Consider the following 20,667-nt stretch of genomic DNA (forward strand, 5'->3'; position numbering starts at 1 on the left):
GGCGCATCTTCCGCAGATCCCGATGCAGTCCAAACCGCATGACGTCAATCGCCAAAGCCGTCCTCACCCTGGAGCGGCAACGCTGAAGAAGCTCACTCATCTGCATGGGCGACGTGCTCACTCCGGGTTCTCCTCCTTCGACGGGGGAACACTCCGCAGCCGGTCGGCCACGGCGGCATAGTGGGACAGGTCGATCACGACCCGCTCGGCCGGATCACCAGCCAGGGATGATCCGCGCAGGCGCTCGGCCTCCGCGATCGCGGCTTCAGTCAGCGGCTTGCGAACCTTGTTTTTGCAGGGAGCTCGGTCGGAGAACGCGGTCAGCACTGCCCGTTCCAGAGCGATGACGTGGCCGTCGTCCCGGATGGTCTGGCCGGCACCTCGCAGGGCCCTGCGGTGCTGAGCGATCACTGCCCGGCCCGCGGTGGCGATCCGCAGATCGTTCTCGCCCAGGCGGTGCAGCACTTTGACCTGGACGCCTGGCAAGCCCGGCGGGACGGAGTAGAAGTTGCCGTCGAACTGCACCAGGCTCTGCGGGCTGACCGTCCGCTCGACTTCCAACTCGGCCGGGAAGGGTCTCACCGGAATGTCCAGCAAGACTTCGGAGTCTGCAAGTTCACCGACCGTAGTAGCCACTCCTCCGATGCGACGCCGTCGCTCGTCCATGCGGTGGGCGAGCTTGTCGACACCGGACTGGGCCTGGGCGACGCTCAGCCCGTCCGGGACCGTGCGCCACCAACGTTGTGCGGCCGAGTGGTTGACCTTCTCGACCACTCCTTTTCGGTTTCCGCGGCGGGGTGGGCAGATGTCGACCCCGGCCCCGTAGTACTTGGCGACCGCAGAGAAAGCGGAGGTCATCTGCCCGCTGGAGGGGTAGCAGACCGTGGCCATCCGGTCGAAGCGCCAGCGTCGTGCAGTGCCACCGAGCTTGCGCATGATCTCGTCCAGGGCCTGGACCAGGTGCGGGAAGTCCTCCGAATCCGACAGCACCGCCCGCCACCGGCCCGAGTGCGCGAGCGCCCCCACCAGTAGATGGGCATGCTCGCCCACTCCCCACTCCTTCGGAGGATCTGGCAGTTCCAGCCAGTCGAACTGGATCTCCTCACCAGGTGGATGCGCGATCACCGCAACGTTCCGGCCGGTGGAGGCATGACAGGGCTCGCAGTGCGGACGGACCTGATAACGGCGCAGGGCTCGAGTGAACGTCGAGTAAGCCCCCTGATAACCCAGTGCCGTGACCTCGTCGAACAAGGTCGAGGCCCACAAGTGGGGGTCGTCTGCCAACCGTTGCTGGCAGTACGGCAGAAACGGCACAAACGCGTCCGGCGCCTGACGGCGCTGACCGGAGGTCCGCTCACCGTTCAGATAGGCACGGATCGTCTTGCGGTCCCGGCCCAGATGCCGTGCGATCGCCGAGATCGTCCATCCCTGGCGACGCAGAGCGTGAGCATCCAGGTCTTCCTCCCGCGTGAGCATTCAGGCCCCCGAACAGGCCGAACTCATGGCTCACGCAGGCTCTCCGCGACACTCCCGGGACAACTCGACACGCCGGAGAAGATCACGCGAAGAGACCGCACAAGATCACACGAAGGGTGAGGAGATCAACAGAGCAGGTTTGTCCCATGTCTCAGCAGGAGGTGGGGAAGTTCAAGGTTCTGGCCGCGATTCCGTGAAAGCCCAGGTCAGAGCATGAATGCAGGAACGTTCACTCGGGGCAGTTCTCGATCATGGGGGCCTCGATCGAAGACGTGCTGTTTCCCGGGATCGATGTGCGATTGGAGGGCGTGAGTGTCACCGCTGCGCTGTTGTTCGTCGATGCTGTGGCCTGCGGACGACCACCGTGTTGCCCGGGCTGCCTATGGCGGGGACGCAGAGTGCATTCGACCTACCGCCGCGCCCTGTCCGAACGCCCCTTGGGTGGACAGAAGTTGGTCGTGCGTCTGCAGGTGCGGCGCTTCTTCTGCGACCGGAAATCGTGCAACCGCAGGACGTTCGTCGAGCAGGTCGATCGGCTGACGGAGCGTCGCCGTCGGTCCAGCCTCGGGTTGAAGGAGTGGCTGACGACGGTGGCCGTCGAGCTCGGCGGCCGGGCCGGCGAGCGGCTGTGCCGCAAGCTGAACCTGGCGGCGGGCCGGACCCGCCTGGTGGGGCTGCTGGAGGAGCCGCCGGCGCCGGAGCGGGCACCGCGGGTCCTCGGGGTGGACGAGTTCGCCTTCCGCCGCGGGCGCCGGTACGGCACCATCCTGGTCGACGTCGAGGCCGGGAGGGTGGTCGACGTCCTGCCCGACCGTACCTCGGAGACCTTCGCCGCCTGGCTGACCGCCCATCCGGGCGCGGAAATCGTCTGCCGCGACCGAGCCAGCACCTACACGAAGGCGATCAAGGAAGCCGCTCCGGACACCATGGAGATCGCGGACCGCTGGCATCTGCTCCAGAATCTCTCTGACGCGATCGAGAAGACGTGCCATCAGCACCGGCCGTGCCTGAAGAAGCACGCGGAACGGGGACGTGACCGCCCGATCCAGATGCCGCTGGTGGACGCACTTCCGCCCACGCGCATCGTCCAACGCGTTCTCCACCACCACGCCGAAGTCACCCGCATGGTCGCCGCCGGGCATCCGCTCAGCGACATCGCCCGCCGCCTCGGCCTCGACCGCAAGACGGTCCGCCGCTACCGCGACACCAGCCTCGAGCACCTCATCAACCGCGCCCGAGACCGCCGCCCCGAGCAGTTGGACGCCTTCAAGCCCTTCCTGCAGCAGCAGTACGCCGCCGGTATCACCAACGGCCGCACGCTGTTCCAGCAGATCCGCGAGCGCGGATTCCGCGGCGGCTACTCGACGCTCACGCCCTACCTGCGAACCCTGAAAGCCGGCACGGCCCCGGCCGCACCAGCGGAAATTCCGAGTCCGCGCCGGATCACCTCCTGGATCACGAGGCCCCGCGAGCGCCTCAGCACCCAGGAGGTCGAGCACCTCGATCAGGCCCGCCTCGCGTGCCCAGACATCGCGCGGGCCTGCGACCTCGCCCGGGCCTTCACTGACCTCGTCCGCAACCGCCGAGGCCAGCTGCTGCCTGCCTGGATCCGCCAGGCCGAACAGTCCGACGTTCCCCCTGTCGCAAAGTTCGCCGCGTTCCTCCGCCAGGACTTCGACGCTGTCACTGCCGGCCTCACCCACGAATGGAGCTCTGGCAAGGTCGAAGGCCATGTCAATCGCGTGAAAACGATCAAGCGAGCCATGTACGGGCGGGCCAGCTTCCGACTACTACGGACCCGAATCCTCGCTCATACATAGCTTCGGGCCGGTCACGGAATCCAGCCCGCCACCACGCGCTCGGCCACCGAGAAGTCGGTCCCGCAGTCCGGGCAGGCGGCCCGTCCGAACAGGTAGCCGACGCCCTGAGCCAGGCCCTCTTGGCCGTCCGCCAAGGTCCGCGTGAACAGCCTCTGCGACAACCCTGCCAGCTCCTGCACTCGTGCCGGATAGAGGGGCGACTTCTGCACTTCTTGAAGCGCGTAGTCGTCAGTGCAGCAGAAGGATTCGTCTTGCCCGATCACCACGAACATGTTGACGCCACAGTCGGGGCAGTCGACCTCGTACTCCCCGGCTTGCAGGCCGTCCAGGGAGCGGTCCCAGATCTCGACGCCCTCGAAGGAGAGCAGGGCCTGCAGCAGGTTCACGTACTCCCCGGCCTCGGCCGTCTGGCTCAGGCGGCGATCGGTGAGCTCGTGCAGAACCGCAATCGGATCCGCGAAGACCGTCAGGGGGCTGCCAGGCTCGGCCCGCCCCGGCGAACAGGCAGCGATTGCTCCCGCCGCAAGCAGCACCGAGCCCAGGGTCTCCGGGCTGCCCGAATTCGCGATCTCGGCCAATCGCGGAAGTGCTGCGAAGCTGGCGGTGAAGGCGGTGTCCAACTGCGGGCACAGGTGGTCCATCAGCTCGGACCACACACCGCTCGGATTGGCCTCGAACCGGTCTAGGAGGCCAGGCACGTGTTCCGCGGAGCCGCACGCGTCGGTGAGTGTCGACCAATCCGTCATGCGGTCATCCAACCAGGTGGCTCTCGATGAGCCACGCCGGGTCAAGCGACTCCGAGATCATTCACGGAATCGCGGCCAGAACCAAATTCACAGATCCTCATCAAGGGATGGGCGGCGCGGACGCAGCCGGGGATCGGGGCGCGCTCGCCGGCGTTGCGCGTCGGCGCCGCCGCCGCGCCGGGCCGCTGACGGTGCAGCGGCCGGTGTCAGTGGCGGCTGGAACGCTGGGCGGATGAACGGCGATGAGCAGCTGCTGCGCGGCCGCGTGTACGGCCAGGACCACGACGACCCCAACCCCGGCCCACTGCCATGGCAGACCTACGCCGCGCTCATAGGCGGGCCGCTGGACGGATTGCTGCTGGACATCACCGGCTGGCGGCCGGAGGAAGTCGACGACGGTGCCGCCCTGTCCACCGAGCTCGGGCAGTTCCCCGGCGGTCGGTCCCTGTACGACCCGCACCCCGGCGAACCGTGCACACCGGGCCCCGGGGTGAGCTGCCGCTTCTACTACTCCGGCGATACGCCCTGACCGCCGCCAGAGCCTCGCCCTCGTCTTCTACTCCAGGATGCCCAGCGCTGTGTCCGGGCGGCAGTGGACGCATGCCGGTACCTGCCGGCGCAGGGCATCGAGCGCCTGCTGCCGGGTCGCTGGGCGACAGCGGCCGCTCTTGGCCGCCGCCCAGCAGTGGCCGGTGTGCACCGCGTCCACGTTGGTGCGGTTGAGGCCGTACTGGATCAGCCAGTCCGGTGGGGCCGGCCGCATCTCCACGCCCCGGCGTCGTTCCGCCTCACGTCGCTCCTCGTCGGCGATCCACCGGTCGATCAGGGCCAGCTGCCGCGTGGTCTGCTGTTCGACGACGCGGCGGGCGAACCGCAGCATGTCGAGGCGGGTCGGCGGGGAATCGTCGTGCACTTGGGTGTTCCTCCGCGCTGCGCCGGCGTGTTTCGCCTTGCCCAGAAAATCGAACACGCGCTCTAATCTCAGTATGCACCGTGTAGAGCACCTCACCGACACCCAGTGACCTGTCTCGCCGAAGATTGGGCGATCTCACCGAAGTTTGACGGCTGCTTGCTTGTCTCGTCGATGGTTGAGCTGATTCCCAGCGCAGGGCAGTTCTTTTGGACTTCCATGGTGACTGTGACTGCCCCTGTCGAGTGGCACTCTGCAGGCGCTGCACCACGATTGGCGGGCAACTGATCGTTGGATGGGGGAGGACATGGACGGCGCGGTCTGGGGTGCGGTCGGCGCGATGGCGGGTGCTGGTCTCACAGCCTTAGGCGGCTACCTGGGCCCCGTACGAGCAGCTCGCGCTGCAGCGCAGCAACAGACCCAGCAGCGTCGGGAGGAACGCGAGGCTGGCGTGGTGGAACGGCTCATTGCGATCCGCTCCGCCTATCGGGCCTGGGACCTCTACCTGAATGAAGCCGCGAGCGCGCGGCGGGGATCCGCGAAGGCTGTCGCGCGGCGTATCTCTGAGCTTCGCGAAGCTGCTCTGGAGGCTTCGGACGCAGCGATGCGAGACGGGTGGTGGATCGGGACCGAGCACATTGCGTTCGAGTCCGTTTCGGCCAAGGTGGTGGCCCTGGTCTCGGGTGCCACGTCGGTCGTCCCATCGGCAGAACTGGCTGAAGTACGGCGAATGAGAAGCGGGTTGAACGAGCGGATCCTGGAGCGGCTCACAGCTCTCCTCGACAACGTTACTGTGCTCCGAGACTCACCAGACCAGTAACGCTGTGACGCCTGGCCAGCTGTAGAACTTCTTTGCCGTTCGACCGTATGGCCACCGTCAGGGACGCCGCCACGGCGATCAAACTTCGGTGAGACACCGGCCAAAGTTGAGTGAGACAGGACACCCAGGAGCGCATCCTGCGCTGCATCCGGCAGGCGATCGCCGACCATGGCGAGGCGCCGACGGTGCAGGAGATCGGGGACGCGGTCGGCATGCGCAGCCGGTCCAGCGTCCACTACCAGCTGGTCGAGCTGGAGACGAAGCAGGCGATCGTCCGCCAGCGGGGCCGTGCGAGAGGGATCCGGCTCGCATGACCAGCCCGGGCCGCTACTACCTGCTGCTCGCGGCCGAGCGGCCGATGCAGCACGGTTGGTGGGGGCGTGAGGACGTCGCCCGCGACAAGTTCCGCGACTGGGTCGGCCTGTACGGGGGCGCCATGCCCGGAGCCCGGGTCACCTTGTCGGACGAGGACAGCGGCGTTGTACTGGATGCGTGGCCCGACCAGCGGTAGGCCCCTTCCTCCTGCGCGCGGCGGGCGGGCTCGGCATCTCGTTGGTCAGCGGTGTTCTGTGGGGTCGGGCCCGTCGTCGGGCGGGGGGTTCCAGTCGTCTGGCTTGCCCCACCGCTCGCGCATCTGGTCCTTCCGGGCCTCCGGCGCCTCGAGCCACCGTTGTGACGTGCCCTTTGGCGGCGGGTAGGGCCAGCGGGCCCGTTCGATGCCGGTGATGTGGAGCAGGTGGTCCTGGTCGGCGTACCGCATCAGCAGCCGGTCGGGCGGCGGCGGGAGTTTCTTCCTGGTGCGCTTCGGGGAGCCGTTCTCGGCCACCACCACCGCAGCCAGCCGTAGATGGCCGAGGAGTACAGCGGCATCAGGGCCGGGATGTTGTCTTCGGCGGTGACCTCGAACTGGTAGCCGTGGCTTACGGGGCCGTCCTCGGTGAGCGGCCACCACGCATCGTCACCCATGCGGGGGTGCTGAACCGGCGGCCGGGCGGGAGGGCTCGTAGCGTCCTGCCGTAAGGACGGTTCCCCACGGCAGGCCCGCGGGTCCGCTCCCACCCCGCTCACCAAGGAGGTACCTGTGACCGCCACCCGTACTCGGCGATCCACCCCCGCCGCGCTCCCAGTCCGGCGGGCCGCAGCCAAACCCGCTTGGTCAGCCCCGGTGGTGGAATGCCACCGCACCGGCGCCGAGGTGACCGCCTACGCCGGACAGACCGCCCCGTGGCGCCAGCGCTGACCCGCGACAGGTTCGCCGCCAGGCTGTACGACCTGCGCGGACGGTACTGGGACAGTCACCCGTTCCACCAGCGCCTGCACTCCGGTGGCTGCACGCCGCCGGAGTTGCGGCACTGGGTCGCCAACCGCTGGTACTACCAGCTCTGCCTCACCCGCAAGAACGCCGCGATCATCGCCAACTGCCCCCTGCCGGAGGTCCGCCGGGTCTGGGCCGAGCGGCTCGGCCAGCAGGACGGTACAAGCGGCACCGAAGGCGGGCTGGCCGACTGGCTGGTGCTCGCCGAGGCGGTCGGCCTGGACCGCGCCGAGGTCCTCGACGAGCGGCACGTCGCCCGTGGGGTGCGCTTCGCCGTCGACGGCTACCTGCACTTCTGCCGGACCAGACCGTGGACCGAAGGTGTGGCAGCGGCGCTCACCGAGATGTTCTCGCCCGACCACATGGCTGCCCGCGTCACCGCCTGGCGCCGGCACTACGAGTGGGTCGACCCGGCCGGTTACGCCTACTTCGAGCGCCGCATCCCGGTCGCCCGGAAGGACAGCGCCCGCACCCTTGAGCTCGTCCTGGACCACTGTGTCACCGCCGAGCAGCAGCTGGCCGCGATCGACGCCCTGGCCTTCAAGTGCGAGGTCCTGCACGCCATGCTGGACGCGGTCGACTACGGGGCCGCCCGGTGAGCACCGCGAGCCCCGCTGTGATCCCCGGCCTGCGCAAGGGGGTGCGGCTGGTGCACGACCCGGTCCGGAACCAGGCCGCGCTGGTCTACCCCGAGGGCGTGCTGATGCTGAACGACAGCGCGGCCGCCGTACTCCAGCACTGCGACGGACGCCGGGGCGCGCGAGCGATCACCGCCCGGCTCCGCGACGAATACGATGGGGTGGACGGCGAGCAGGTGGACGCACTGCTCGCCGATCTCGCCGAACGGCGGCTGCTCGCCCTGGACGGCACCGGCAGACCCGCCCGCCCCGTCGCCGCCGCCGGCCCGTCCGGCACCGCCGTACGCACGCCCGCTCCACTTGGCCTGATCGCCGAACTCACCTACCGCTGCCCGCTCCAGTGCCTCTACTGCGCCAACCCGGTCGGACTGTCCCGATACCGCGACGAGCTGGAAACGGAGCGTTGGCTGCGGCTCCTCGGCCAGGCGCGGGAACTGGGCGTGCTCCAGGTCCACCTCACCGGCGGTGAACCGCTGCTGCGTCGCGATTTGACGGTACTCGTCGACCGGGCCCGTCGGCTGGGTCTCTACACCAACCTGGTCACCAGCGGCATCCCGCTGGCCGCCGGGCGAGCTGCCGAACTCGCCGACACGGGCCTCGACCATGTGCAACTGTCACTCCAGGACGCCGACGCGGGCCGCGCCGACGCCGTCGCCGGACTCAGCGCACATGACCGGAAACTCGCCGCGGCACGGCAGTTCACCGACGCCGGACTGCCGCTGACCATTAACGCCGTGCTGCACCGGGGCAATCTGGCGCGGCTCGGCGACCTCGCCGACCAGGCGGTAGCGCTGGGTGCCGACCGGGTCGAACTCGCGCACACCCAGTACTACGGCTGGGCCTGGCGCAACCGCGCGCACCTCGCGCCCGGCGAAGAACAGGTCCGGCAGGCCGAGCGGGACGTCGCCGCAGCCCGGGAACGCCACATCGGGCGGACCGAGATCGTGCTCGTCGCCGCCGATCACCACGTCGGCGAGGTGAAGCCTTGCATGAACGGCTGGGGAGAGCGTCAGCTGGTGGTCGCGCCCAACGGGGATGTGCTGCCCTGCCTCGCCGCCGCTCAGCTGCCTGGTCTGCCGGTGCCCAGCGCGGTCACCGAGGATTTGGCGGCGATCTGGCACGACTCGCCCGCCTTCAACCAGTTCCGGGGCACCGCCTGGATGCCGGAGCCATGTCGCAGCTGCGCACTGCGCGAGGTGGACCACGGCGGCTGTCGCTGCCAGGCCTTCCAGTTCACCGGTGATCCGGCCGCCACCGATCCAGCCTGCCCCCTCTCGCCGCACCATCACCTGGTCACCGACCCCATCCCGGCCGACGCCCCGGCCCCCGCTCCCAGACGCTTCCGCTGAGTCGCGTCCGGGGGCCAGGGTACGAGCGCGGCGAAGGCTCAGGATCCGTGCCTGGCCGATCTACTCACAGTGGCACCCGCCTGTCGGGCCGGACGAGGGGGGAGTCGGGCCGGAGGATGGCAGAGTCGGGCTGGCAGCGGGCGGAGCCGCGGTGCCGAAGGCCACCAGGTGGCCGTCTCCGGTCCCCACATAGACCCGACCGCCGGTGGTGGCGGGGACCACGAAGCTGTACGTCGTGCCGATCGGGAAGGAGCGGCGCAGGTGCATGACACCGTTCACGGGCACCGCGTCGTAGACCCGCAGTGCACCACCGGTGCTGGCGCCGGAGCCGGACCAGACCGCCCAGACCAGCGCCGAGCTACGGGATGTTCCGTTGGAGGTGACCACGGGAGAACCGGAGCCGTAGCCGAAGCCCTCGTTGCTGGTGCCCACGCTGGTCAGGGTCGGAATGCCGGAGCTGTTCACCCCGAACTTCAGCGCGCGCAGCGGCGAACGGGCGTTGCCGATCTTGGTGGCCACGGTGTACACGTAGCCTCCGCTACCGCCCCAGAAGGCGGGGTGGCCCCAGACGCCCTCGAAGGGTCCAGCCACGTTCACCGGTTTGTCCGTGCCGTTCGGGCCCTGGCCCATGCCGCCCAGGTTGTCCCGGTCCAGCAGGAAGAGCCGGCCGTCCTTGCCGACCTGCACCAGCAGGTGCGGGTGCGCGGCGGTGCCGAAGCCGTCGGGCAGCGCGACCGGCCCGCCCGAGCCGAGGTCGGTGTCGTTGTTGTCGAGTGTCCGGTTGTTGGCCGGGCTGAAGAAGTCCCGCGCCGAGAGACTGCCGTTGCTGTTCACGCCGAGCCGGACCACCGACTCGCCGAGGTGGCCGGGCGGCTTGCTGCCTGGGCCCGGGCTCGGCGAGGAGCCCGTGCCGAAGCCGTTGCCGGTGGTCAGGAAGATCCGGCCGGAGCCGTCCGAGACCAGGCCGCCGCCGCTCTGCCAGACACCGGCCCCCTGCTTGTCGGAGCCGGCCTCGGCGGACCACAGGGTCAGGCTACGGCTGCTGGTCTTCACCCCGACCACCTGGCCGACGTACGGAGCGGTGTCGCAGTAGGAGGCGAAGGCCGCGTACACCGAGCCGTTCAGCAGCAGCAGCCCCGCACGCTGCAAGGAGGTGAACGCGTTGAACGGGTGGCCGGGGCTGTTGGTCGGCGTGCCCTGGATCCGCACCGGCCAGCCCGCGCGCTCGGCGCCGGTGGAGGCGCTCAACGCGTGGAAGTACCAGTGCGGGTGCTGCACGTCCGCGCCGTCATTGACCTTGCTAGTGAGGTAGACGGTGTTGGACGACGGGTCGTACACCGGGGTGGAGGTGATCCCGTTGTGCGGCGCGGGCGAGGTGCAGTCGGCCTTGACCGCCGTGGTGGGCCAGGCCGGGCCGAGCTGCCGGGTCCAGTTCTTCTTCCCGGTGACGGCGTCGATGCCGTAGACGTAGTTGTTCTCCGTGGCAACGACCACGTTCTTGCCGGTGACCAGCGGCTGGGCCAGCACAGAGCCGTTCACCGGAGTGGACCAGCGCCGTCCGAAGCTCGTCGAGGACACCTGAGTCGGCGACAGGTTCGGCTCGTTCGCGTCCCACCCCGTGCGCTTGTTGTTCAGCGAGATGGTGGAGTCGATGGCCTGTGCCTGGGAGGCGAGCCCGAGCAGCAACAGGCCAGCCGCCGCAGCGTACTTCAGCCGCAGCAGCCTCCGTCTTCTCTCTCCTGTCCCGGTTCGTCGGTTCGTCGGTGACGTGAGTCGTGTCATATGATCTGCCCTGGTGTCCGGTGGTGTGGCCGCGCAACTCCGGCCGAGGCCGATTGTCTTGACGCCTACTCAGGTGATCGGGCAACCAACTCGCGGCACGACGACGGATTCATTCCCAGGGAGCAACAGACACGGGGCGAGGACACCGGGAGGGTCCTCAACTCCGCGGCGCTCGAAGCTGAGCTGGGTACCTGAGGTCGGCACCGACCGACTCGATCTGTCGCGGCCCAGGCGTGGGGGAGGACGGCAGAATTCGGCCGCTGGTAAGCCGAGTCGGACCGGATCGACTGCGCCCGCCGGGCGATCGAGGAATCACGCCGTCCTGGCCGCAGGAACCGCGGCTGGCGTGCCGGGGAGGTGGGGTGCCGTCGGGTTCGTGGCACCGCCGCCCAGCGTGAGGCCCTCGACCGGCGCCCGGCCCTCGTTGCCGAGGAGGGCCGGGCGTTGTGCTGCTTGCGGGGTTCAACGAAGGGTTTTTTAGGAGCGAACACCATGTCGAGCCGGGCGGGTCGGCCACCGAGTCCGGTGGCCAACGCCGGTAACGGCATAGGCGAGTTAGCCGAACACCTGCGCAAAGGCCGCACCCGCAAGGCGCTGACACGTGAGCAGCTCGCGAGCAAGATCAAGTGTTCCGTCACGATCATCCAACGTGCCGAGGGAGGAAAGATCCCTCCCTCACACGAGACCCTCACCGGCTACATAGGGGCCTGCGACCTGGACCCCAGCCGGACGCAGGCCATGTGAAACAAGGCCATGAGCCTGCGCAGCAGCAGGGGACGAGTCAGCTACACCCCGGCCCCCGGACCCGGTCTCGTGCGGACGGCCGACGAACTCGATGCCGCGTTCGCACGTGTCTGGGAGGAGAACGGGCTTCCAATCAACCCGGGAGATGGAACGACGGGCTGACCGCCAGTACATGGAGACACGGGACTACGCCCCTCTCTCCCGCAGCACGGCGGAGAGAATCTCCCGGCGCAGGTCGCTGCCGGGCTCGGTACCCACCCTCCAGGCGTACTTGGTCGCCTGCCAGGTCCCGGGGGCGAAGTTCCCCGTATGAGTTCAGGCATGGGGACGAGTCCATGAGAAGCGCCGGGCCGCAGAGGAGGAAGCACTGCGACCGGCGAGGAAGACCAGCCGGATTCAAGCCCACCAGGCCAGGAACCGGATGCGGGAAGCGGGTCTCATCCCGCTCGACAAGTTCCCAGGTCCTGTAGCACCTTGGTCAGCCGTTCACATTCCCTGCGACCAAGTCACCCGATACTGGCTCTGCGTGGTTCTCCAGGGAACGGCTCCCTGCCCGGTCTGCGACGAACCACTCCCGGCGGGGACGGGGACAAAGGGAACAGAGCCGATGAACCCCTGACCCTTGCCAGTATGAGCTCCGGCGGTGGTACCGGGGATGACCGCGGTCATCCCCGGTACGTTCCGGGTCGTTGCGGGGGGTGCTGCTGGAGAGCGATGACACTGGCTCGTCGGCCGGAGCCGCTTCCCGCCTGGCGGGCACCTGAGAAAGAAGTTCGGCTGCTGCTCCCGCCTGGCGGGACGTACCGATGATCGGCCTTTTCTCGCAGGTCAGAGCCGTGTGACGTGGTCTCCATGACAGTGGATATCAGGGTCATCCGAGCCGGTCAGATGTACCGCTACTACCTGCGTCAGACCGTTGTCTGCGACGGCCGCCGCCCGGCCCGTAGGCCGCTGCGTGAGGCTCAGGAGGAGGCCGGTGTACCGGCCGGGCGATGGATGGGCCGCGGCCTGGCCGCGCTCGGACTGACGCCGGGGCAGGAGGTCACCGAGGCGCAGCTGCGGAACCTGTTCGGCGAGCGGGGCCGACATCCGTACGCGGACCGGATCGAGGCCGACGGGCTCGCCAAGGGCGAGTCCCCGAAGAAGGCGTTCAAGGCCGGCGCCCTCGGACGCCGGGTGACTGTCACGGGTGTCGACTTCGTCTTCCGGCCGCAGCCGACGATCAACCTGTTGTGGGCGCTGGGGGATGAGGAGACCCGGCGGGTGATCGAGGCCGCGCACGAGCGCGCGATCGAGCGGGTGCTGGAGTGGATCGAGGACGAGGTGGCGGTGATCCGGTACGGCAAGGACGGCATCTACCGGTGCAGCCGCCCGGCGGTCTGGTCGCCGCCCGCTTCCGCCACTACGAGGCACGGTCGGGAATGCCCTTGCTCCATGACCATCTGCTTGTGTCCGTGAAGGGGCAGCGTCTGGACGGGAAGTGGGGCTCGGTCCACACCACGGCGCTGCACGAGAACACCGTCGCCGCCTCAGCGCTCTACAACGAGCTCGTGGCCGCTGAGGTCTGCGAGGCGCTGGGGCTGGCGACCGAGCCGCGCACCGTCACCCCGGGGCGCCGGCCTGTGATGGAGATTGCCGGGGTGCCGCACGAGCTGATCCGTTGGACCTCCCGGCGCAGCGACCAGATCGCCGCCTGCCTGGCCGAGCTAGAGCGCGAGTACGTCACCGCCGTCGACGACGACGGCGAGCCGAAGTTCCTGCCCGTGGTCTCCGAGCGGGCCCGCGCCAAGCTGAACCAGATCGCCGCGAAGATGACGCGCCCGCCGAAGCAGAAGGCCCGGCCCCTCGCCAGGCTGCGCAAGGAGTGGAAGGAGAGCGCGATCCGCACCTCCGGGGTGGCCGCCGACGTCATCAACTCCCTCCTCGAGTACGCCCGTGTCGCGGCTGCGGCGATCCGGGCCCGGGTCGCCGCCGTGGTCGATGTCGCCCTGGCGGCCGTCGACGTCACCGCGACGGTGTTCGTGATGAACGACGGCGGCCGCTTCCACCGCCGGCACCTGCTCGCCGAAGCCCGTCGCCACCTCGCCCTTGTTCTGCGCGGCCGCCGCCGCGACCCGGACCTGGACGACCAGATCGTGGCTGCTGCCATCTCCACTCACTGCCTGGACATCAGCGAGCCGAAGACCGTGCGCGGCCTGGAGTCCGGCTACCGCCTCTACACCGCACGGTGGGCGCTGTCCGACCTCCCCGCCCGCCGCCGCCCACCAACCCCCGCACCCGACCCGGACCGGCAACCCCCGGCCGATCCCAGCGCGCCGGCTGCGCCCCGGACCCCGGACCAGACAGCGGGGGAGTGGGAGATACCCCGCCTCCCGCTGAGCTACGACCGGGCCGTCCTCGCCGGCGCGGTCGTGCGGGAGAAGCTGCGCGCCACCACCGACGCCGGCGTGCGGGGCCGGGCGTACGACGTCGTCGCGCACCAGCAGGCGGCGATGCCCGAGCAGCTGCTCGCGCTCCCGGCCGCCGCCCCCGAGCACGACGACCAGAAGCCGGAGGCCGAACCTCGGGAGGCGGTCGACATGACGGCGCTGCGGGCCCTGCGGGAGTCCCGCACCGACGTGGAAGCCCTCGATCTCACGGCCGCGCGACTGCGCCACCTCCAGGTTGCGTTCACCAAAGCGGCCGACGCCTCCCGCGCTCGCACGGACCGCTACGCCGAACAGGACGATACCGATGGAGCGCAACCTGTGCGCCCGAACGACCAGCAGGCGCACCGCCCACAGCAGCCCGGACCGCACCGCGGCCGAGAAGCCGGCCGCTGAGCGCACCCGATGCCGGGCACCCGATGCTGCGGTGTGTACCGACGATGCACCGCCCACTCGGCATGGAGTGGACTCCACCGTCGGGGAGTGGGCGGCATCGTCGGTGACGATGCCGCGCATGCACCTGCCCGCTGTTAGTTCGGGGCTTCGGCGCCACCGCCGTGACGGACACGCTCCAGCACATCCTGATGGAGAGCCTTCAACCCACCGGAGGGGAGGGGAGCGGGGCTGCCGGTGAGTGTGTACCACTCTTTGGCGCCCGCGTACTGGATCGCGATCTGGGCCCTTCCGTCAGCGAGCCGCGTTGTGGCCACGGTCAAGTCGCCGGTGATGACTCCGACCTCGTCGGTCATGGCGCCACCGGGCCCGGCCTCCACCGTGTCGACGAGTCGCTCAGGGATTGTCTCGGCGCCAGCCTTGTTCATGAGGCACAGCCTCTTTCCTCGCACCGAGTGATCATCCGAATCCAGAGCCTAACTGCGCTCACCCACCAGCCGGGCTGATCCACGCCGCCTCACCCGGTAGCAGGAGGCGGCCAGGCCAGCGGAACGGTTCTCCGCGTCCACTCAGTGCAGCGCCATGCCGCGACCGGGCGACAAAGCAACAACACCGCGGCCAGCTCGGGTAGTTGATGCCTTGTGATCATCTCATCTGTGCGGCGCCGCGCCGCCACCCTGGCCCTGACGTGCCTGTCCCTCCTCGTCACGGCAACCCCCGCGCCCGCATCCGCTGCGCCCCCCACAACCACGGCCGCCCCCGCGGTCGTGCGGCGTGACCTGCCCGAGCCGCCGGCCACCGACGTCGCCCTGAAGGAACTCGGCGAACTCACCATCGACGCCCCGCACTCGATGGCCGGCTACTCGCGGGCGAAGTTCCCCCACTGGATCAAGCAGTACGGGGAATGCGACACCCGTGAAGTCGTCCTCTCCCGCGACGGCCAGGACGTCACCCAGGACTCGATGTGCCGGGCCACCACGGGGAGGTGGTACAGCCCCTACGACGGCAAGACCCTCGATGCCGCCTCCAAGGTCGACATCGACCACATGGTCCCCCTCGCCAACGGCTGGCGGTCCGGTGCCGACACCTGGACCACCGACAAGCGCAAGAAGTTCGCCAACGACCTCGACCACTCGCAGCTGATCGCCGTCTCCGCCGCTTCCAACCGCTCCAAGGGTGACCAGTCCCCGGACCAGTGGGCGCCCCCGAACAAGGACTACTGGTGCACCTACTCACGGGCCTGGACCGACATCAAGTACCTGTACGGACTGAGCATCACTCAGCCTGAGAAGACCAAGCTCACCGAGATGCTCAACACCTGCGACTAACGTCTCGCGGCGGCTATTGCCCCGCCTGCCGGCGTCAGGGTGCAGGGCCTATCGCCTCCGCCCCGTTTCCCACGAGATGGGGCGGATGCGCCACCGGGGTCGCCTCTGGTTGCACTTCCGGTCGCGCGTCCGGTCGCGGCTCCGGTCACACCTTTGGTCCCGCCTCTGGTCGCAGCGGACCACCTTCCGGCGCGACCTTACGCAGGGCTCTGACCAGCAAGACAAGGGGCTTTTCGGCGAACTCCCGGAACGCCGACTACTTTCCAGGGGAGCCTTCTGCAACAGCACCACTGTTCGGGGCGGCCGGAGCCGGCATTCTGGGTCTGTCAAACGAGCGGTGTAACTGGGGTTGTTGGTTAGTGACGGGCTGCTGAGAGTCGGCCGTCAAAGGTGATGTCGAAAGCGTTCAGCGCGGTCTTCCAGCGCATGGTCCAGCGGGCCTGGCCCTTGCCGGTGGGATCGAGCGACATGATGGCCATGTAGACGCACTTCAGGGCGGCCTGCTCATTCGGGAAGTGCCCGCGGGCCTTGACCGCTCGCCGGATGCGGGCGTTGACCGACTCAATCGCATTCGTCGTGCAGACGATGCGGCGGATCTCGGTGTCGAAACGCAGGAACGGAGTGAACTCCTCCCACGCGTTCTCCCACAACTTCACGATCGCCGGATACTTCCTGCCCCAGGCATCGGCGAACTCCGCGAACCGGTCCAAGGCGGCCTCCTCGGTCGGTGCCGTATAGACGGGCTTGAGGAGCTTGGCGATCTTGTCCCAGTCCTGGCGGGCGGCATAGCGGAAGGAGTTCCGCAACAGGTGAACCACACACGTCTGCACGATCGTCCTGGGCCAGACCGTCTCCACTGCCTCAGGCAGGCCCTTGAGCCCATCGCAGACCAGCATCAGCACGTCGTGCACGCCGCGGTTCTTGATCTCGGTGAGGATGTGCAGCCAGTGCTTGGCGCCCTCGCCGCCGTCGCCGGCCCACAGCCCCAGGATCTCCCGCCGGCCCTCCGTAGTGACCGCCAAGGCAACATAGATGGGCCGGTTGGCGACCGCGCCGTCGCGGATCTTCACGTGGATGGCGTCAATGAAGACCACCGGATACACGGCGTCGAGTGGGCGGCTTTGCCATTCGGCCATACCCTCGAGGACCTTGTCGGTGATGGTGGAGATGGTCTGCCGGGAGACCTCGGCGCCATAGACCTCCGCCAGGTGGGCCTGGACCTCTCCGGTGGTCAGGCCCTTCGCGGCCAGCGAGATGACCATCTCGTCGACGCCGGTCAGGCGTTTCTGCCGCTTCTTGACGATCTTCGGCTCGAAGGAGCCGTCCCGGTCGCGGGGCACGGCTATCTCCACCGGTCCCACGTCGGTCAGGACGGTCTTGGAGCGTTTGCCGTTGCGGGAGTTGCCGCCGTCCTTGCCCGCCGGATCGTGCTTGTCATAGCCGAGGTGATCGGTGATCTCGCCCTCGAGGGCGGATTCCAGCAGCCTCTTGGTCAGCTGTTGCAGTAGCCCGCCCTCGCCGGTCAACTGCAGGCCCTCAGCCTGGGCCCGGTGCACCAGCTCGTCGATCAGCTGGTCGTCCACGGCCTTCGCCGACACAGCCGCTGCCGACTCGACAGACTCGCGCTCGGTCACGTTCTCACTGGTCATCGATGCGTCTTCCATGATCGGGAGTTACACCGAACGATTTACAGTCCCGGCATTCTCCTTCGCCCATCAGAGTGCCGCTCATGAAAGGTGAGGTTGTCAGTGCCTACTGCTAGGTTCCCGGCAAAAGTTCAAATACAGGCACTGGGAGGGGCGTATGTCGCTGGGAGACGACATTCGGTCTGATGTCGACAAGCTGGTGAGTACGGCGTGGACGATCCGGAACGGCAACGTCGTGCCGGGAACGGACGACGTCAAGCTGTACTCCAACGACGCGGTCAAGCTGGACGCGGTGTACCTCTACGCGGATCTCCTGGGGTCAACGAAGCTGGCGCGGGACTTCCGCCCGGAGACTGCGGGCAAGGTGATCAGGGCCTCTCTGCGGACGGCTTCCACGATCATCAAGCGGCGAGGTGGGGAGATCCGCAGCTACGACGGCGACCGTGTCATGGCGATCTTCATCGGGGACTCGAAGAACTCGAGTGCCGCGAAGGCAGCCCTGCAGATCAACTACGCGATGCAGAAGATCGTGCAGCCCAGCCTGTACTCCAAGCTGCCGCATCTGGAGCGTGACGGCTTCCAGCCCCGGATGTGCGTCGGAATCGCATCCGGCGAAGCCTTCATTGCCCGCGCCGGCGTCCGCGACAGCAGCGACCTCGTCTCGATCGGCCGCGCCCCCAACGTGGCCGCCAAGCTCAGCGACATCCGCGAGACGGGCCAGTACCGGACATACATCACTGCCGCCGTCTACAAGATGCTCAACGAGGAGTCCAAGCTGTCGAAGGGCAAGGACATGTGGGAGGCCCGTATCGCGAACGTCGGCGGCGAGCAGATGACGATCTATCGCGCCAGCTACTGGTGGGCCGTATGAGCACGCCGCAGGAAGCAACGGAGACCGCTTGGCGGATACATGGCGCTCTGGGGGAGTGGACAGCCCGGGTTGACGCCAAGGCCTCTTTCGCCCTGACCCTCGAATCGGCCGCAACGGCGGGCATCGTCGCGCTCTCGGCAGACGGCCACATGTTCTCCCACCTGCACGGCTGGGGAGTCCGAGCCCCACTGTGGGCTGGCACGATCCTCATCCTGATCGGCGGGATCTTCGCCAGCCTGGTCGTTGTCCCCCGCCTCCGACCCGCCAAGACGCTCGCGGCAGAAGCACCCAACCACTTCATCTACTTCGGCCACCTACGGCACCGCGAGACCACCGAACTGACGACGGCTCTGCTCCAGACCGACGTCCTGCCTGTTCTCAGCCAGCAGCTGATCAAGATGAGCGATATCGCCTGGCGCAAGCACCGCCATGTGCAGTGGTCCTTCATCTGCTTCGGCCTGGGCGCGGGCACGGTGTTTGTCGCTGGCCTCTTTGCCTAACGACGGGGCGGACAGGAATCACCCTGCCCGCTCCGCTGTCCTTTTCAGATACCGCTACGACCAGCGCATCCCGATCGCGGACAACTGCTCCACCCGCTCCGGCGACAGCGTCGCAGCCCGCGAGCGCTGGTTCCCGATCCACGCCCCGAGCCGGAGCTCTGTACGTGCACCTTGGTGCCCGGCTGCGGGTGTCGCCCGCTGACGGCTTGCAGGAAAAGGTGCGGCACCGTGCGCCAGCTCGGCAACCTGTGGGTTCTGTACCTGGACGAGGAGTAGATCGCGTCGGTGGCCTACGCCTTCTACCTGCGCTCGGTGGGCGGTTCCGCCGCTGAGGCCGGTTGGTTCGGCCGACAGTACGGCGTCACCTTCCGTCCCGCCGGCAGATAGCCGGCCTGCGCCCGATCCCGGACGTGGTGAGGAAGGCTCTGCCGCCGCGTCGTTCAGTCGCCCTCGCCCGCTACCTTGCAGGCCACCAAAGCGCTCACACGGGCAGGGCCTCTGAACGCGGTCGCGGGGACTCGGCCGACGTCATGACGGGCGGCCTGGTACCGGTGCTTCCAGGCCGATCGTGGCGAACTGGGCGTGGCTGGGATGCGCGGTCATGAAGGCTGCTTGCTGGTCACCGCGCCGAACGCCCGTTCACTTCATGGCTCAACCATGGCTGAAACCACTCAAATCGGGATGCAGTCTGCGCGTTGGGCGTGGTTGTATGCCGCCAACGTGACGGGGGACCACGGGAGTTGACTGCTTGGGTCCCCTGTCGGCCGCGTTCAACACAGGGGGTACAACTTGAAATTGAGGGCGCTGCTCACAACGGGGGCTGCGGCGCTGGGGCTGCTGGGAACGGCCGCGGCTCCGTCGGCTGTGGCCGATCAGCCCGGTGCCGGACAGCTGCGTGTCACTGTCGGTTCGGCCCGGTCCGAGGTGACCGGACTCGCTGCCGGTCCGGCATCCAATGCCACCTGCACGATCAACAAGATCACGGTCAACCGGTTCAGCGAGTGCGAGTGGGTGACCATCCACGTCGACGTCATCAAGGTCATCAACGGACGCCCGGAAGTTGAGGGCACCGTCGACTTCGACGTCAAGCACCAGATGACCCTCAAGGCGAACTCCGCGAACTGGTCGGAGAAGTTCCACGTCTCCAAGGCGCGGACCACGCGCGCCGGTGCGGGCGTTGCCGTCAGCATCGCGGCTGTTTCCGGAGGCGGTACCAAGGCCGCCGTCCACTTCTCGCAGGGTCACATCCTCAGCAGCGGTGCGGCCGACGGCAGCGTCGGCTACACGACCAGCATCGCTCCGAAGAAGATCAACCCCAAGGCGACGACCAAGTACACCTACACGTTCACCAAGCCCGGCTACACCCCCGGCACCGTCACCTACGACTCGGCCGTCTACCGCTGCGACAACTACTACGGCAGCAGGCGGGCCAGCCGGGCCGGCTGCGCCATCCCGGAAGTCCCCACCGGCGTGAGCATGGTGGGCCTGGCCCGCATCGACGAGGGCATCCGCAAGCTCCGCGCCAACGGCGGCCACTACGGTGACGCCTATGGCGGCAAGCCGCTCCACTGGATGATCAACAAGGCGCAGGAGGACGCGAACCGCAAGGCCGTGTGCCCGCGTACTGCGCCGCCGGACATGCAGCGCGCCGGCCGCACCTCGTGCGACGAGTACCCGTTCGCCTCCACCTACGAAGGCGGCACCCACCTCCTTGCCAACCAGCGGGAAATCACCTGGGTCAAGGTCAACGAGAATAAGTCCCAGGGCGGACGTATCACCGCCTGGCGCGGCCAGCTGCACGTCATGGACCACGACCCCTTCTACGTGATCGTCTAAGCGCGGCTACACTCGCCGCCAGGCAGGGTGCCCCGCATCCCACAGCGTTCGGGAAGCGGGGCACCCT

General features: G+C 68.3%; 22 protein-coding genes and 1 pseudogene. 15 read left to right on the forward strand and 8 right to left on the reverse strand.

Translation table 11 applies throughout. From position 1 onward, the window contains the following. A pseudogene (locus ACWC0C_RS44275) lies at window positions 1–86 on the forward strand (IS5/IS1182 family transposase); the annotation flags it as partial. A 31-nt stretch (window positions 87–117) separates the two neighbouring features. On the opposite strand, the gene ACWC0C_RS44280 reads toward ACWC0C_RS44275, so the two are convergent. Further along, window positions 118–1,476: a Mu transposase domain-containing protein gene (locus ACWC0C_RS44280; RefSeq protein ID WP_450870542.1), complete on the reverse strand. Its 1,359-nt coding sequence runs from the start codon at window positions 1,474–1,476 to the stop codon at window positions 118–120. Between the two features lie 251 nt (window positions 1,477–1,727). Here ACWC0C_RS44280 and ACWC0C_RS44285 point away from each other — a divergent pair, with 251 nt between their 5' ends. Continuing rightward, window positions 1,728–3,296 carry an ISL3 family transposase gene (locus ACWC0C_RS44285; RefSeq protein WP_450870543.1) on the forward strand — a complete coding sequence of 523 codons (1,569 nt, stop codon included), beginning with the start codon at window positions 1,728–1,730 and terminating at the stop codon, window positions 3,294–3,296. Between the two features lie 11 nt (window positions 3,297–3,307). Here ACWC0C_RS44285 and ACWC0C_RS44290 read toward each other — a convergent pair whose 3' ends face one another. Then, a complete protein-coding gene (locus tag ACWC0C_RS44290) occupies window positions 3,308–4,042 on the reverse strand; it encodes a hypothetical protein (protein ID WP_450870544.1) in 735 nt (244 codons plus the stop codon). A gap of 232 nt (window positions 4,043–4,274) precedes the next feature. Between ACWC0C_RS44290 and ACWC0C_RS44295 the strand changes: the two genes are divergently transcribed. Beyond that, complete coding sequence (locus tag ACWC0C_RS44295; protein WP_450870546.1) at window positions 4,275–4,571, forward strand: hypothetical protein; 297 nt, start codon at window positions 4,275–4,277, stop codon at window positions 4,569–4,571. 27 nt (window positions 4,572–4,598) lie between these two features. Here the strand turns inward: ACWC0C_RS44295 and ACWC0C_RS44300 are convergent, their stop codons facing one another. Then, complete coding sequence (locus ACWC0C_RS44300) at window positions 4,599–4,922, reverse strand: DUF6233 domain-containing protein (RefSeq protein WP_450870586.1); 324 nt, start codon at window positions 4,920–4,922, stop codon at window positions 4,599–4,601. A gap of 337 nt (window positions 4,923–5,259) precedes the next feature. On the opposite strand from ACWC0C_RS44300, the gene ACWC0C_RS44305 reads away from it, so the two are divergent. The 3 genes from ACWC0C_RS44305 (at window position 5,260) to ACWC0C_RS44315 (ending at window position 6,283) form a co-directional block, all read left to right on the forward strand. After that, entirely contained in the window at window positions 5,260–5,772 is a 513-nt protein-coding gene (locus ACWC0C_RS44305; RefSeq protein ID WP_450870548.1) for a hypothetical protein, read from the forward strand. A 110-nt stretch (window positions 5,773–5,882) separates the two neighbouring features. Further along, the gene (locus tag ACWC0C_RS44310) at window positions 5,883–6,086 is read left to right on the forward strand and encodes a LexA family protein (RefSeq protein WP_450870549.1); all 204 of its coding nucleotides are present in this window, start codon (window positions 5,883–5,885) and stop codon (window positions 6,084–6,086) included. Beyond that, on the forward strand, window positions 6,083–6,283 hold the full coding sequence (locus ACWC0C_RS44315) for a hypothetical protein (protein ID WP_450870551.1): 201 nt from the start codon (window positions 6,083–6,085) through the stop codon (window positions 6,281–6,283). The genes ACWC0C_RS44310 and ACWC0C_RS44315 overlap by 4 nt, the downstream gene beginning before the upstream one ends. Window positions 6,284–6,328: 45 nt before the next feature. Here the strand turns inward: ACWC0C_RS44315 and ACWC0C_RS44320 are convergent, their stop codons facing one another. After that, window positions 6,329–6,604, reverse strand: coding sequence for a hypothetical protein (locus tag ACWC0C_RS44320; protein WP_450870552.1), 276 nt, complete (start codon window positions 6,602–6,604; stop codon window positions 6,329–6,331). 392 nt (window positions 6,605–6,996) lie between these two features. On the opposite strand from ACWC0C_RS44320, the gene pqqC reads away from it, so the two are divergent. Further along, window positions 6,997–7,686 carry a pyrroloquinoline-quinone synthase PqqC gene (gene pqqC / locus ACWC0C_RS44325; protein WP_450870553.1) on the forward strand — a complete coding sequence of 230 codons (690 nt, stop codon included), beginning with the start codon at window positions 6,997–6,999 and terminating at the stop codon, window positions 7,684–7,686. Further along, window positions 7,683–9,074 (forward strand): pyrroloquinoline quinone biosynthesis protein PqqE, encoded by a 1,392-nt coding sequence (gene pqqE / locus ACWC0C_RS44330; protein WP_450870555.1) that lies wholly within the window; start codon window positions 7,683–7,685, stop codon window positions 9,072–9,074. The genes pqqC and pqqE overlap by 4 nt, the downstream gene beginning before the upstream one ends. Window positions 9,075–9,134: 60 nt before the next feature. On the opposite strand, the gene ACWC0C_RS44335 is transcribed toward pqqE, so the two are convergent. Then, complete coding sequence (locus tag ACWC0C_RS44335; RefSeq protein ID WP_450870556.1) at window positions 9,135–10,760, reverse strand: outer membrane protein assembly factor BamB family protein; 1,626 nt, start codon at window positions 10,758–10,760, stop codon at window positions 9,135–9,137. A gap of 588 nt (window positions 10,761–11,348) precedes the next feature. On the opposite strand from ACWC0C_RS44335, the gene ACWC0C_RS44340 reads away from it, so the two are divergent. The 3 genes from ACWC0C_RS44340 (at window position 11,349) to mobF (ending at window position 14,422) form a co-directional block, all read left to right on the forward strand. After that, entirely contained in the window at window positions 11,349–11,600 is a 252-nt protein-coding gene (locus ACWC0C_RS44340; RefSeq protein WP_450870557.1) for a helix-turn-helix domain-containing protein, read from the forward strand. An 852-nt stretch (window positions 11,601–12,452) separates the two neighbouring features. Then, window positions 12,453–13,058 carry a relaxase domain-containing protein gene (locus tag ACWC0C_RS44345; RefSeq protein ID WP_450870559.1) on the forward strand — a complete coding sequence of 202 codons (606 nt, stop codon included), beginning with the start codon at window positions 12,453–12,455 and terminating at the stop codon, window positions 13,056–13,058. Then, window positions 12,962–14,422 carry a MobF family relaxase gene (gene mobF, locus ACWC0C_RS44350; protein ID WP_450870560.1) on the forward strand — a complete coding sequence of 487 codons (1,461 nt, stop codon included), beginning with the start codon at window positions 12,962–12,964 and terminating at the stop codon, window positions 14,420–14,422. Before ACWC0C_RS44345 ends, mobF begins: the two co-directional genes overlap by 97 nt. Before the next feature lie 134 nt (window positions 14,423–14,556). On the opposite strand, the gene ACWC0C_RS44355 is transcribed toward mobF, so the two are convergent. Then, window positions 14,557–14,847: a hypothetical protein gene (locus tag ACWC0C_RS44355; RefSeq protein WP_450870562.1), complete on the reverse strand. Its 291-nt coding sequence runs from the start codon at window positions 14,845–14,847 to the stop codon at window positions 14,557–14,559. Window positions 14,848–15,075: 228 nt separating this feature from the next. Between ACWC0C_RS44355 and ACWC0C_RS44360 the strand changes: the two genes are divergently transcribed. Beyond that, the gene (locus ACWC0C_RS44360) at window positions 15,076–15,747 is read left to right on the forward strand and encodes a GmrSD restriction endonuclease domain-containing protein (protein ID WP_450870563.1); all 672 of its coding nucleotides are present in this window, start codon (window positions 15,076–15,078) and stop codon (window positions 15,745–15,747) included. 356 nt (window positions 15,748–16,103) lie between these two features. Here the strand turns inward: ACWC0C_RS44360 and ACWC0C_RS44365 are convergent, their stop codons facing one another. Next, complete coding sequence (locus ACWC0C_RS44365) at window positions 16,104–17,396, reverse strand: IS256 family transposase (protein ID WP_450870565.1); 1,293 nt, start codon at window positions 17,394–17,396, stop codon at window positions 16,104–16,106. Between the two features lie 154 nt (window positions 17,397–17,550). On the opposite strand from ACWC0C_RS44365, the gene ACWC0C_RS44370 reads away from it, so the two are divergent. Continuing rightward, a complete protein-coding gene (locus ACWC0C_RS44370; protein WP_450870566.1) occupies window positions 17,551–18,264 on the forward strand; it encodes an adenylate/guanylate cyclase domain-containing protein in 714 nt (237 codons plus the stop codon). Further along, window positions 18,261–18,764: a Pycsar system effector family protein gene (locus ACWC0C_RS44375; RefSeq protein ID WP_450870567.1), complete on the forward strand. Its 504-nt coding sequence runs from the start codon at window positions 18,261–18,263 to the stop codon at window positions 18,762–18,764. Before ACWC0C_RS44370 ends, ACWC0C_RS44375 begins: the two co-directional genes overlap by 4 nt. Before the next feature lie 54 nt (window positions 18,765–18,818). Here the strand turns inward: ACWC0C_RS44375 and ACWC0C_RS44380 are convergent, their stop codons facing one another. After that, window positions 18,819–19,232: a helicase associated domain-containing protein gene (locus ACWC0C_RS44380; RefSeq protein WP_450870588.1), complete on the reverse strand. Its 414-nt coding sequence runs from the start codon at window positions 19,230–19,232 to the stop codon at window positions 18,819–18,821. Between the two features lie 327 nt (window positions 19,233–19,559). On the opposite strand from ACWC0C_RS44380, the gene ACWC0C_RS44385 reads away from it, so the two are divergent. Beyond that, window positions 19,560–20,600 (forward strand): NucA/NucB deoxyribonuclease domain-containing protein, encoded by a 1,041-nt coding sequence (locus ACWC0C_RS44385; protein ID WP_450870569.1) that lies wholly within the window; start codon window positions 19,560–19,562, stop codon window positions 20,598–20,600. The last annotated feature ends 67 nt before the right edge of the window (window positions 20,601–20,667 follow it).

The organism is Streptomyces sp. NPDC001709 (assembly GCF_053596375.1).